The sequence below is a fragment of the Pseudogracilibacillus auburnensis genome, from assembly GCF_003201975.1.
GTDB classification, from domain to species: domain Bacteria; phylum Bacillota; class Bacilli; order Bacillales; family Amphibacillaceae; genus Pseudogracilibacillus; species Pseudogracilibacillus auburnensis.
In genome coordinates this window covers 45,883-58,230 of sequence record NZ_QJJQ01000013.1, presented here as the reverse complement: position 1 = coordinate 58,230, position 12,348 = coordinate 45,883, and the positions used below count along the sequence as shown (strand labels likewise).

Genomic DNA, 12,348 nt, shown 5'->3' with positions numbered 1-12,348 from the left:
ATACTGTACAATTTTTGGTAGGGGATGAGTTTCTTTATCCCGAAAACATGTTATTTTGAACAGGAGACTTTAATCTAGATCATGTAATGCTTTTAAAAGGGAGGTTAAACCTCCGTTTGGGAAATTCGCTACCAGATTTGTCTGTGCTTGTTTTTTTGATGAATAAACATCAAACATGCTATGCTTACAATGGATGACAAGAGAAATGAGTGAGCGAATGAGCATTTTTATATTAGAAGATAATATGATGCAAGCACAAAACTTAAAGCAAATGATGGAGGAAATTTGTGCATCAAATCAAATTGCTTATGATTTCATTGAGGCAACGAGTAAAAGTGAGCGTATAATCGAACAAATTCCATTTACAACGAGGATACCGATTTACTTTTTGGACATAGAAATAAAAAATGAAGAAAGAAAAGGGCTAGAAGTGGCACAGCAAATAAGAAAATATGACAATCAAGGTATTATTGTTTTTGTGACAACCCACTCTGAATTTGCCCCCATTTCTTATCAATACATGGTGTCTGCCTTAACATTTATTGATAAAGGGTTAGATTACGAAACTCGTTATCAATTGTTTAAGGATTGTCTATTACATTATCAATCTCAGCATGATGAAGCGGCAAATTCCGATGATTTCGTACTAGAGAATATGCGTGCTACGGTAAGAGTGCCATTCAATACGATTGACTATTTTATGACGGCAGAAGCCCACCGCCTAGCGTTAATAACTGAAGATCGACTGATTAATTTTTATGGTACATTAAAAGAAGTTGAAGCATTGGATGAACGGCTATTCCGTTGTCATCAATCTTATTTAGTGAATCGTGATAAAATGGTTGCATATGAAGCATCACAGAGAATGCTAGTCTTAAAAAGTGGGAAGCGAATTCCTGTTTCACGTCGTTTAGTACGTAAAGTGAAACAACTTTTAAAAGGTGAAAGATAATGTATATTTATGATGTCTTTACGATTGTAATCGTTGGTTTAAGTCATATCGTGTTTTATTTACAGCTTATTCAATATGAGCGTTTTACATGGAAATTTCTTATTGTTTTAAGTCTTTTATTTACAGTGTTACTAGGGATCATTGTAACTGTGACAGGTTATCCTGAATTTAATTTGATCGTATCCCTCATTTTTCTTTTAGCTCTCGGTTTATTACGACAAAAACATGGACTAACATTTTCACAAAATCTTTATTTTGCTTTAGTTAGCATCGTAAGTATTACCCTTTTAAAAATGGTTTTTGTACAAGGATTATTTCAACTATTCATGTTATCTCCTCTTAACTTATATTTATGGACAGCAAGTGTACTACAATTAATTAGTGTGAGTATTATTTTTCTTTTGCTTATTTTATTTCAGAAACAAACTAGGAAATTGGCTTGTTTTATTGTACAAAGTCCATTCTTGTTCTATTTGAGTTATATTTTACTTATGCTAAGTACATTGATACTGTTTATTTTAACGATACCAACTTCGAGCTTCCTTCGTACGTTACATCTAAATTACGGTGAAACGACTTATATTATTTCAGTTATGCTGTTTTTGGTGTTGATCATCCTGTTTTCGATTAGTTCACATTTAGCAAAAGAAAAAATATTGGATGACCAACAGCAAAAATTAGATAAAGAATTACTAGATTATGTGGAAAAATTGGAAGTCATGCACGAGGAGTTAGCGAGTTTTCGTCATGATTATATGAATGTATTGTTATCGCTTCATGATGGGATACGAACAAAAGATTTAGAACAAATTGAAACTATTTACCGTGATATCATTGCACCTACTTCCGAATTAATTAATCATCGAGAGATAGAACTAGTGAAGTTGTCACAGATTGCAATCCCCGAAGTAAAAAGCATGTTGAGTGTAAAAGTAATTGGAGCACAGCAGCATGATTTGTCAGTACTACTTGATATCCCAGAAAAAATCGATCAGATTGCGATGCCATTAGTTCCTTTTATTCGTGCGATTTCCATTTTATTAGATAATGCAATCGAAGAAGCGATCATAAGTCAGGAGCGTAATGTGCAAATCGCTTTTTTCGAAGGAGAAGATATTCAACGATTTATTGTCCGAAATAGTTGTAGTAATCAGCAGCTTGATGTACAAGAAATTTATGAAAAAAAGCATTCTAGCAAAGGGAAAAAACGAGGCTATGGGTTGTTTTCGCTGAAGCAAATGATTACAAAAATCCCAAATGCGCAACTTGAAACAGAATTTACCTCCCTATATTTCACACAAATAATCACTTTAAAAAAGTAGTGACAATCATGTTACTGCTTTTTTGCCCGTTTATGAAGAAAATGGAACCAAGTATGAACAAAGTGATTACTATTCCCATCATGTGTTTTACACTAATGGAAGAGGTGAGTTCTATGCTAGGTATTTACTTTGCCATTTTTATTAGTGTTGTACTCCCACTCTCTGTATTTATTTATGCGCTGTATACGAGACGAGTATTTCCTTATGTATTAGGTGTATTGGCATTTGTCATTTCACAAGTCGTTTTACGTATCCCACTGTTAAATTATCTAGATACAAACAGCATCAGTTACAATATGTTTAGCGTGACAAAGCCTGTTATTTATGTCATCTTACTAGGCTTTTCAGCAGGAATATTTGAAGAGGTTGCCCGTTTCATTGCGATGCGATTTGTTATGAAGCGACACGACTGGAAAGCAGGATTGTTATTTGGTGTGGGACATGGTGGGATAGAGGCTGTTTTATTTTTAGGATTACATGCAGTGATACAATTATTCACACAAACTATTTTTGTTGATGGTGAGGCATATGCTCTTGGAGCAACAGAACGATTTTTTGCAATATTATTGCATATCGGCTTATCGATCATTGTGTTACAAAGTGTGGTGACAAAGCGTATACGCTATTTCGTAATCGCAGTAGTATTGCATGGTGTTATAGACTCTTTCGTCGGTCTAGTACCGATGATCATTTCGGGACAGCCGGCAACTTGGATACTGGAAGGTCTTTTAGTTGTCATGAGTATCAGTGTCATTGTTTATAGTATTCAATTAAAAAGAAAGGGAGTTTTATAAATGAAGAAGATCATGTTTGTTTTGCTAGGTATTTGTTTAAGCATGCTAGTTGCTTGTGGCGGTGAAAAAGTAGATGATGCCACATCAGACAAATATATTGGAAAAGCGGAGGAAATCATCCTGCTATTAAATGATGGGAACTTCGAAGCTGTAACAGAAACGTTAGATAGCCAAATGAAAGCAGAGTTAACAGCGGATCGATTAAAAGAAATAGAACCGGTTATAGAGCAGTCTGGAGATTATGAAGAAATCAAAAAATCATCTGTTGAAAAACAAGATAATATGTATATCACAATCATTGTTGCAAATTATACGAACGAAAATCGTACCTTTACAATTAGCTTTAATGAAGCGGATGAAGTTGTTGGTTTGTTTGTTAAATAGATCAAAGAAATAGGTAAAGCAATTACTGACAACAACTTTACTCAACATCCCAATATTTTTTGTTCCCTTGATTTATTCAATTCCGGTGCATCCGCTGAATTATTCCGGTTCGCGCTGAATCTGGGAGTCTATCCGCTGAATGATTCCGAACCGCGCTGAATCCGCAAGCCTTGCCGCTGAATAGTTCTGCTTAGCGCTGAATTCCGATGTATTCTTTTCAATGGTATGATACATCTCCAAGGTGATATGGCGATTCTTAGTTTTCATTCCTGTTACCATGCTGTTGTGTCTATTATTCGGTGTTAAAGTGAATAGCCTTTATAAAAAAAGCCTCTCTTAAAAATCAGGCCATTTGTCAAAGCGGTAATTATGGTATACCGAACACAAGAATAGTATGGGAAATTTACTAATCATTCTCCCACATTCATACTTGTTGATACAAATGCCATGTACAAACAATGTTAAATTCATCTTTGTTTATTTCTGCTTTCACCTGGCCATTCGTTTTATTCATTAAACGTTGGACAATGGAAAGACCTAAACCATTTCCATGATTACGCGCTCGATCTGTAGTATAAAAGCGATCAAAAATATGCTTAATGTCTGGAGTATCATCCGGCTTTATCGTATTTGTTACTTCAAACAAAACGCAATGGTCTTCTTTCTTTAATTCGATTGTTATATTTCCGTTCGAATGTTGAATGGCATTTAATAGTACATTTTCAACAATTCGTTTAAAGGCGGTTTCATCAATTAAAACGAACAGATTTTCCTCTACTATATGAATAGTCGGTTCTTTCCCTGCTGTTGTAAACTCATCATAATACGATAAAAGTATTTCTTGAAGCAATGTATTCAGCAACGTTTTTTTAGGTTGTAATAAATATTCTTCTGAATCGACAGTAGATAAAGAGAAAAAGTTGTCGATAAGCGTATGTAAACGGGAGGTACGTTTTAGCACAATATGAAGATATTCCTCCCGCTGTTCCTCAGAAATATTTTTATCGTTTATTAATTGAAGATAACCAATAATGGAAGTAAGTGGCGTGCGTAAATCATGTGACATGCTCGCAACAGCTCGCTTTAATTCCTTTTGCATCTGATTTGAAATTACTTCAGATTCTGTCTTCTTATCAATCGTCTCATTAATGATAATAGCCAAATCTTCAAGGGATTTGTTAGCGGTAGACAAGTTCACTTTCATTGACGTTTCTTCGCGGTTGTAACGTTGAAGCTGGAAGGATAACTGTTTTATTTGTCTTCTAGTTTGTAAGAGATGGAAAAAGAAAATGATCAAAATTGTACATAAAATCGTTAACAGTAAATAGACCATTTTCTTCATCCTTTCCAATAAATTCATGTATTACGTAATATCTTGCTTTTTAAAATAACTTATCCCAATAAAAATAAAAATGAGGATTGTTATAAAAGGCACATTGATAAATTGAAATAAATCTTTACTACCTAAATCGCTCTCGCCGATTAACGGATAAAGCGAATATACGGAGTACTTACTTATTTTCTCAAAAAGTGTAAATTGAAAACTTAAAAACTTTAAACCAGAGCCGATGATCAGATAAAATCCAAATGATAGTAACAGCGCCATTCCTGTTCCCCTAGCGATGATGACAAATAACATGGCGATAGAGACAAATGAAGTGACATACAAACAAAGGAGCAATAGTACTTTTACTAGCCTCATTACATCTTCTATCGGGGGGAATTCTCCAAAGCCAAAATACATGGTTCCAAATAACCCCATGAAAATCGCAAAAGATAAAGTGAGGACGATGGAAATCATAGAATAAACGATTAATTTAGATATATAAATTTGATTCCTTGAATAACCAGCGGAAACAAGATTCTTTATCGTTCCTGATGAATACTCATTGGTAATAAAGAAAGCACCGATAATACAAATGAATAATATATTTATAAAGACATCACCAGAAAGAGCAGAGACCATAAAAATATTGACACCACTATGAGGAATATCTTCTTCATTTGGATCTGTTTCCATTTTTTCAACTGTAATATTGTCACTGAATTCTTCAATTTTTTCAAGTGTTCCTTGCCCTTCCATATAAAAAAGGGATACAAGCATGAAACTAAACAGCGCACTAATAATCAGTAAAATCCATAACACTTTAGTACGGATTAGTTTATAAAATTCTACGCGGAGGAGGTTACTCATTTTAGGATACCTCCTTTACTAAGCTAGTAAAATAGCCTTCCAAAGTATCGCCTTGTGGAGAAATTTGTTCAATATCAAGTCCACTCTCTGTAAGAACACGAGTGACGAGCGTACTGTTTTCAAGATGACTAAATAATTTAATCGCACCATCAGGCATCACTTCATAATTTTCCGTGTTAAGCTTTTGCTCCAATGTAATAATTGCCTGATTTGCATCATTCACTTTTAACAATAGATGTGCTTTACATGCTTCATTTAACTGATTTGCCGTTATTTGCTCAATTAATTCACCTTTATGAATGAATCCGTAATTTGTTGCGAGCTGATGAACTTCACTTAAAATATGACTTGATATAATAATAGTAACACCATGGTCTTCATTTAGTTGTTTTAAAAGTTCACGAATTTCTACGACACCCATCGGATCCAATCCATTGATCGGTTCATCTAGTATAAGAAGTTCTGGCTCATGTAACATTGCAATGGCAATCCCTAGTCTTTGTTTCATTCCTAATGAAAATGATTTAGCCTTCTTCTTCCCTGTATTTTCTAACCCAACCCGTGACAAGACCTTTTTTATACATTCCTTACCTGGGATCCCTCTTTGTAGTCGGATCACTTCTAAATTTTGTTCAGCTGTCATGTTGGGGAATAATGCGGGATTTTCAATTAAAGTTCCTAGTTGTTGGCGTACGTGTATTAGTTCTTTTGATTGGTTCTCTCCAAATAATTCAAGATGGCCTTCTGTAGGGTAAGTTAATCCTGCGACAAGACGAATCAACGTTGATTTACCTGCCCCATTTAGACCAATAAATCCATAGATTTCCCCTTTTTTAACTTGCATATTCACCTTTTTTACGACATCAATGCCTTTATATTTTTTTGTCAGGTTGACTGTTTGTAAGACATATTCACTCACTGCCATACCTCCTTTTTTGTTCTATGTTAAGTATGGCGTACAAATCATAATGAAAGATAAATAAATTCTTAAGTAATTCTTAAGTTTTAAGTCGGTATCCCATCCCCCAAATTGTTTCGATGTATTCTTCATGTGGATTTGCTTCTGAAAGTTTACTTCTTAAATGGCTCATATGAACATTTACTGTGTTTTCATCACCGTAGTATTCCTCCCCCCACACACTTTCAAAAATATTTTCTTTCGTAAACATTTTTTTAGGGGTTGATAAAAATAGTTTCATCATTTTGTATTCACGTGCAGTAAGGATAACTTCCGTATTGTTTACAGTTAGACTTTTCGCATTTGTATCCATGACTATATCTTTAAATGTAAGCGTGGAAGTAGGTGGGGTTCGTTTATATCTTCTGAGGAGAACATCGATACGTGCAGCCACTTCGCCATTATCAAATGGCTTTGTTATATAATCATCGGCTCCATTACGAAGCAAGTCTACTTTTGTTAATTGTTCTTCTTTAGCAGAAATAATAATGATGGCGACATCTGATTTTTCCCTCACTTTTTGAAGGACTACCTCCCCAGTCATACCTGGAATCATTAGGTCAAGTAGCACCATATCCCACTCTTTTTGTTCAAAATAAAGAAGTCCTTCCGTTCCAGAAAATGCAGGTTGTGGGTTGTAACCACTATCTTGAACAATTTGACAAAGCAAGTTATTAATATCTTCATCATCTTCCATAACTAAAATATGTACCTCTTTATCCATTTCATATCACCTTATTAAACGAATGATTTATTTCCATCTTATCATATTCTTCAAGTAAAACTTTGAAAAATATTAAGGTATGAGTTGAGTCCATGCTTTTAAATATAACTTGTGGATAAAATGTATGTGCGAAAATAGCTAAGTCTCTTCTCCAGTCACGCTGTTTATAACCGCATTCTCTTTCTTCCACTATTCTTTTGTTCCTAAAACGGTATTAAATGACAATTCCGTCACTTATAAGTCACGCGAAAGTCACTTTATTTAGATAAGCTAGAACGTAATAAACATAATCAATAAAAAACACTGGAAGCAAATAATCTTTAAAAAATATTTACCATTTCTTTCTGCTGTCTAAACTTTTCTATCTTACAATGAGGAATAAATTAGCAAAGTATAAAAATATAACGAGGAGGAATGAAAATGAAAAAGCAAGTTTATGTGTTATATGGTGGGAAATCCGCAGAACATCAAGTGTCCATTGACTCGGCATTAAATGTATTAAATGAACTAAACAAGCAACTATATGATGTGTTCGCTGTTTATATTACAGAGGATGGCAAATGGAATAAACCTTTTCAAGTAGGAAGCAAACGGCTAGAAAGAGAACAAATCATGAAAGAAACGGAATTGGAAGTACGTGCTTCTATCCATCAATTTTTTCAAAACAGTTTTGATTCAAATAGCATCATTTTTCCTGTCTTACACGGAACTTTTGGGGAAGACGGAAAACTACAAGGGATGTTGGAGATGCTTGATCTACCATACGTTGGAAATGGGGTTAATGCAGCCGCGGTTGGCATGGATAAAGTCATGTCAAAGCAACTATTTGCCACAAATGATATTCCGCAAACACCTTATATTTACTTTACAAAGGAGCTATTTTTGCATCGCGAAGAGTATTATTTGAATCTCATAAAATCAAAGATTCATTTTCCGTGCTATGTGAAGCCAGCGAATATGGGATCGAGTGTCGGAATTAGTTATTGCCAGAATAAGCTAGAACTCGAACGAGCAATTGGGGAAGCTTTTTTGTATGATGATAAGATTTTAATTGAAAAAGAAATTGTCGGGAAGGAAGTAATTATCGGAGTCACTGGAAATAACCATCAGCTGACTTGTTCACTTGCAGGAGAATGGAAACGGGAACAGCAATTTTTCGATTATGAAGATAAATATTTAGATGAAAATTTAACTCCACAAATTCCAGCGCTAATCCATACGGAAACATATGAACAGATTTGCGATTATGCAAAACAAGCTTATACAGCATTAGGTGGGACTGGTCTCATGCGGATTGACTTTTTTATAACGGACGAGCAAAAGATATATCTGAATGAAGTGAATACATTGCCAGGTTTTACAACGTATAGTATGTTTCCAGTATTAATTGAGAAAACAGAAGGGCTGAGCTACTCTGAACTACTTGATCGACTGATTAAGCTCGGTTTCCAAGCATATGAAAATCGTAATACATTACAATATAGGAGGGTAAGCGTGTGATTACTCGACAGCTTCGAAAAATTGAATCGATGATCGCAGGCGCGAAGTGGATCGGGGAAAATGTGCAAATTCACGGTGTGTCAATTGATTCAAGGACGGTTGTACAAGGGAATCTGTATATACCAATCATTGGGCCTAATAGTAACGGACATGATTACATAAATGGAGCGATTCAAAATGGGGCAGTTGCAACCCTTTGGAAAAAAGATCAACCGAATCCCCCACAAGACATCCCCACCATATTTGTGGAAGATACATTAATCGCCTTACAGCAACTAGCTGCTAGCTACCGAAATCAATTGAAACAAGCAACGTTTATCGGAATTACTGGTAGTAATGGGAAAACTTCGACAAAGGATATTTTGCACCAAGTGTTAAGTACGCGGTTTAAAACAAAGAAGACGATCGGAAATTATAATAATCATATTGGTGTTCCGCTTACCTTATTGTCACTGGATGAGGATGTAGAAATGGCTGTTATTGAGATGGGGATGGATCATCTCTTAGAAATTGCTTTTTTAAGTGACATGGTAAAGCCAGATATAGCGATGATTATGAATATTGGAAGCGCCCATTTGGAGACAATGGGGACACTTGAAAATATTGCACAGGCCAAGTGTGAAATTGTCACTGGCTTAAAAAAGGATGGTGTGTTAGTTGTGAATGGGGATGATGATTTACTTCTGAAGGAGACAAAACGTCATTCATGTAAGCAACTTACTTTTGGAGAGAAAAGCTCGAATCAATTGTATCTAACATCTTTCCATCAGGGGGAAAGTTCCCTCCAGTTTACGGCATCAAATAGTAATAGTATGTTTGCATTATCGTTAATCGGACGTCATCAAGCAATTAATTGTTTAGCTGTGATGCAAGTTGCTCACCTTTTACATCTATCCGAAGCAGATATTCAAACGGGCTTTCGACAAGTTCAATTAACTACACAGCGAAATGAAGTGAAAAGGTTCGGTTCCGTGACAATAATTAATGATACGTATAAATCAAATCCCGAAAGTGTAAAAGCGGCTATTCAGACGTTAGAATCATTGCCAAATAGAAAAAGAAAAATATTTGTGATGGGTGATATGGTTGATCTGGGGGAACAAGCTGTTGCCCTTCATAAACAGATCGGCACTTATATAGCAGAAGCAAATATTGATATGGTTTTAGGATCTGGAGATTTAACCTTTCATACAATTACTTCGATCCAAGAAAGAGATACATCACCTCAAGCGGACTTTTTTCTAGAGGAAGAAAAATTAATTGAAACGATCATTGTATTGGCAAAAGAGCCGTGTACCATTTTACTGAAAGCATCACGCTCCCTTCAGTTTGATAAAGTAGTAGAAGCGATTGAGAAGAGGTTAATGAAATGAAGCCGACATTACAAATGGATTTGAATAAAATAAGGAATAATACGCGTGAACTAGTGCGAAAAGCGAAAGAGCAAAATATTACGGTAACGGGTATAACGAAAGGGGTTTGTGGCAATATGGATGTTGCTCAAACCCTAATTGAAGCTGGTGTCGATTATTTGGCCGATTCCCGGATTGAAAACTTAATCAACATTCATTCGTTACCAGTAGAAAAAATGCTTCTGCGTTCTCCTAAACTAAGTGAAGTTCAGGAAGTAGTTCAATATGCTGATTATAGCTTGAATTCTGAAATCACCGTCATTAAGGCACTTTCGGCAGCGGCCATATCCCAAGGAAAGACGCATAAAGTTATTTTAATGATGGATGTTGGGGATCTAAGGGAAGGTCTTTGGTTTGAAGAAACAGAGAAAATATATGCAGTAGTAAAGCAAATTTTACAATTAAATGGGGTTTATTTAGCTGGAATAGGAACAAACTTAACCTGTTTCGGAGGTGTGATTCCGACAGAGGAAAATTACGGAATTATTACGAAAATGGCAGAGAAGCTTCGTACCGATTTTTCTATAGAGCTACCGATCGTATCAGGGGGGAACTCGAGTTGCTTACATTTACTATACGAAAGAGCTATTCCTCGAGGTCTAAACAATGTACGAATCAATCAAGCTATCTTTCTAGGAACGGAACTTGCTTATGGAAAGAGGATTGACGGATGGGAAGCACATGCTATTCGTTTACAAGCGGAGATTATTGAATTACAGGAAAAGCCATCTCTACCACAAGGGGAAATAGCCTATATGAATGCATTTGGAAAGCCTATTTCACCTATAGATAAAGGGATTAGAAAAAGGGCAATTTTAGCAATTGGTAGACAAGATATCGACATTAGTGGGCTTGTCGCAATAGATAAGACGATTACGGTCGAAGGGGCGAGCAGTGATCATCTTATCGTTGATGTTACTGACAGTGGTGAGCATTTTGCAGTCGGGGATATGATTACATTTCATCTAAACACATATGCTAGTGTTCTTTCTGGAATGGCTTCTAATTATATTGATCAGGTAGTCTTTCATGAAGTATTATAATGGGATCGATGTTGCCCGGGTTATTGCAGCATTTCTAGTAGTCTGTGTCCATACCGATCCACTCATGACATATTCCGCTAATGGGAACTATTTTTTAGTTTCCGTTATTGCTCGTCTAGCAGTACCTTTTTTCTTTGTTGTCTCAGGATTCTTTTTTGGAAAAAAGTTGAGTGTGGATACAGCGCTAGGGAGTGATCTTTATGTTTTATTCCCAGTCTTAAAAAAATTGCTAACGATTTATATGGTTTGGCTACTCATATATTTGCCACTCCAAATTTTATTATGGGTTAGAAGCGGTGATCCATGGCATTATTGGCTATCGTTTTTACAAAAGTCGATTTTTGAAGGAAGTTATTACACACTTTGGTATCTCACTGGTCTTATGTTTGCACTTGCCTTTTCCTATATCTTATTTAAATTATTCAAGCCGCAAACGGTTCTATTTATCACGCTTATTTTGTTCATTATTGGAACACTTTTTCAATCGTATTATGATCTCTGGCAAACGAATGAATGGTTATCCCTCTATCATCGTATCTTTTTAACGACGAGAAATGGATTGTTTTTTGGGGCTTTCTTCGTTAGCCTAGGAATTTTCATCTCTAAGCACCCATTCACATTGTCACAACGACAAAATATCGGGTTATTTTTCCTTTCCCTCGCTTTACTTACGATGGAGGCATATCGAGTGCATCATTTAGTGTTTACGAAAGGGAGTGGGATGTGGTTCATGCTTGTTCCGACAATTTATTTTTTATTTAAATTGTTACAACAATGGGAATTGCGTGATCAGAAGTATTTTGCCTATTTGCGCCCATTTAGCTTACTTGTTTATGTATCACATGGCTTGTTTTTAATCGTTTTTTATCGTGTTTTTCATCTAAATTCAGTTCTTTATTTTATGATCGTCTTATTTGGTACTTGTTTGCTTTCAGCGGGAATTATTTATTTTAGCAACCGTTGGCAAGGACTAAAAAGTCTGTATTAAGCAAGATTCATTGTCTAGAACTAGTTCCAAGTACTACAATAGAAGCAGGAAAGAAGTAGGGACGTATATCTATGACC

12 protein-coding genes are annotated in these 12,348 nt (G+C 35.5%); 8 read left to right on the top strand and 4 right to left on the bottom strand.

Annotation, left to right across the window (positions count from 1 at the left end; all coding sequences use genetic code 11):
- Positions 1 to 217: 217 nt before the first annotated feature.
- The 4 genes from DFR56_RS16195 (at position 218) to DFR56_RS16180 (ending at position 3,452) form a co-directional block, all read left to right on the top strand.
- The gene (locus DFR56_RS16195; protein WP_110396587.1) at positions 218 to 952 is read left to right on the top strand and encodes a LytR/AlgR family response regulator transcription factor; all 735 of its coding nucleotides are present in this window, start codon (positions 218 to 220) and stop codon (positions 950 to 952) included.
- Entirely contained in the window at positions 952 to 2,274 is a 1,323-nt protein-coding gene (locus tag DFR56_RS16190) for a GHKL domain-containing protein (protein WP_110396496.1), read from the top strand. The genes DFR56_RS16195 and DFR56_RS16190 overlap by 1 nt, the downstream gene beginning before the upstream one ends.
- Positions 2,275 to 2,387: 113 nt before the next feature.
- Entirely contained in the window at positions 2,388 to 3,068 is a 681-nt protein-coding gene (locus DFR56_RS16185) for a YhfC family glutamic-type intramembrane protease (protein ID WP_211320646.1), read from the top strand.
- Positions 3,069 to 3,452, top strand: a complete 384-nt coding sequence (locus DFR56_RS16180; protein WP_110396494.1) for a DUF3887 domain-containing protein — start codon at positions 3,069 to 3,071, stop codon at positions 3,450 to 3,452. It begins immediately after the preceding gene.
- 424 nt (positions 3,453 to 3,876) lie between these two features.
- Here DFR56_RS16180 and DFR56_RS16175 read toward each other — a convergent pair whose 3' ends face one another.
- The 4 genes from DFR56_RS16175 to DFR56_RS16160 form a co-directional block, all read right to left on the bottom strand.
- Positions 3,877 to 4,785 carry a sensor histidine kinase gene (locus DFR56_RS16175; RefSeq protein ID WP_158525679.1) on the bottom strand — a complete coding sequence of 303 codons (909 nt, stop codon included), beginning with the start codon at positions 4,783 to 4,785 and terminating at the stop codon, positions 3,877 to 3,879.
- 30 nt (positions 4,786 to 4,815) lie between these two features.
- Positions 4,816 to 5,646 carry an ABC transporter permease gene (locus DFR56_RS16170; RefSeq protein WP_110396492.1) on the bottom strand — a complete coding sequence of 277 codons (831 nt, stop codon included), beginning with the start codon at positions 5,644 to 5,646 and terminating at the stop codon, positions 4,816 to 4,818.
- A gap of 1 nt (position 5,647) precedes the next feature.
- Positions 5,648 to 6,565: an ABC transporter ATP-binding protein gene (locus DFR56_RS16165; RefSeq protein ID WP_110396491.1), complete on the bottom strand. Its 918-nt coding sequence runs from the start codon at positions 6,563 to 6,565 to the stop codon at positions 5,648 to 5,650.
- A gap of 79 nt (positions 6,566 to 6,644) precedes the next feature.
- A complete protein-coding gene (locus tag DFR56_RS16160) occupies positions 6,645 to 7,328 on the bottom strand; it encodes a response regulator transcription factor (RefSeq protein WP_110396490.1) in 684 nt (227 codons plus the stop codon).
- A gap of 420 nt (positions 7,329 to 7,748) precedes the next feature.
- Here DFR56_RS16160 and DFR56_RS16150 point away from each other — a divergent pair, with 420 nt between their 5' ends.
- Genes DFR56_RS16150 through DFR56_RS16135 form a run of 4 tightly spaced genes read left to right on the top strand, consistent with a single transcriptional unit; the run spans position 7,749 to position 12,271 of the window.
- Positions 7,749 to 8,828: a D-alanine--D-alanine ligase family protein gene (locus tag DFR56_RS16150; RefSeq protein WP_110396488.1), complete on the top strand. Its 1,080-nt coding sequence runs from the start codon at positions 7,749 to 7,751 to the stop codon at positions 8,826 to 8,828.
- On the top strand, positions 8,825 to 10,201 hold the full coding sequence (locus DFR56_RS16145; RefSeq protein ID WP_110396487.1) for a UDP-N-acetylmuramoyl-tripeptide--D-alanyl-D-alanine ligase: 1,377 nt from the start codon (positions 8,825 to 8,827) through the stop codon (positions 10,199 to 10,201). The genes DFR56_RS16150 and DFR56_RS16145 overlap by 4 nt, the downstream gene beginning before the upstream one ends.
- Positions 10,198 to 11,283 carry an alanine/ornithine racemase family PLP-dependent enzyme gene (locus DFR56_RS16140; RefSeq protein WP_110396486.1) on the top strand — a complete coding sequence of 362 codons (1,086 nt, stop codon included), beginning with the start codon at positions 10,198 to 10,200 and terminating at the stop codon, positions 11,281 to 11,283. Before DFR56_RS16145 ends, DFR56_RS16140 begins: the two co-directional genes overlap by 4 nt.
- Positions 11,270 to 12,271: an acyltransferase family protein gene (locus tag DFR56_RS16135; RefSeq protein WP_110396485.1), complete on the top strand. Its 1,002-nt coding sequence runs from the start codon at positions 11,270 to 11,272 to the stop codon at positions 12,269 to 12,271. Before DFR56_RS16140 ends, DFR56_RS16135 begins: the two co-directional genes overlap by 14 nt.
- The last annotated feature ends 77 nt before the right edge of the window (positions 12,272 to 12,348 follow it).

What these genes read in the sequence shown, in the direction of transcription:
- DFR56_RS16195 (WP_110396587.1), top strand. Translation starts at nt 218, where the DNA reads ATGAGCATTTTTATATTAGAAGATAATATGATGCAAGCACAAAACTTA.
- DFR56_RS16190 (WP_110396496.1), top strand. Translation starts at nt 952, where the DNA reads ATGTATATTTATGATGTCTTTACGATTGTAATCGTTGGTTTAAGTCAT.
- DFR56_RS16185 (WP_211320646.1), top strand. Translation starts at nt 2,388, where the DNA reads ATGCTAGGTATTTACTTTGCCATTTTTATTAGTGTTGTACTCCCACTC.
- DFR56_RS16180 (WP_110396494.1), top strand. Translation starts at nt 3,069, where the DNA reads ATGAAGAAGATCATGTTTGTTTTGCTAGGTATTTGTTTAAGCATGCTA.
- DFR56_RS16175 (WP_158525679.1), bottom strand. Translation starts at nt 4,785, where the DNA reads ATGGTCTATTTACTGTTAACGATTTTATGTACAATTTTGATCATTTTC.
- DFR56_RS16170 (WP_110396492.1), bottom strand. Translation starts at nt 5,646, where the DNA reads ATGAGTAACCTCCTCCGCGTAGAATTTTATAAACTAATCCGTACTAAA.
- DFR56_RS16160 (WP_110396490.1), bottom strand. Translation starts at nt 7,328, where the DNA reads ATGGATAAAGAGGTACATATTTTAGTTATGGAAGATGATGAAGATATT.
- DFR56_RS16150 (WP_110396488.1), top strand. Translation starts at nt 7,749, where the DNA reads ATGAAAAAGCAAGTTTATGTGTTATATGGTGGGAAATCCGCAGAACAT.
- DFR56_RS16140 (WP_110396486.1), top strand. Translation starts at nt 10,198, where the DNA reads ATGAAGCCGACATTACAAATGGATTTGAATAAAATAAGGAATAATACG.
- DFR56_RS16135 (WP_110396485.1), top strand. Translation starts at nt 11,270, where the DNA reads ATGAAGTATTATAATGGGATCGATGTTGCCCGGGTTATTGCAGCATTT.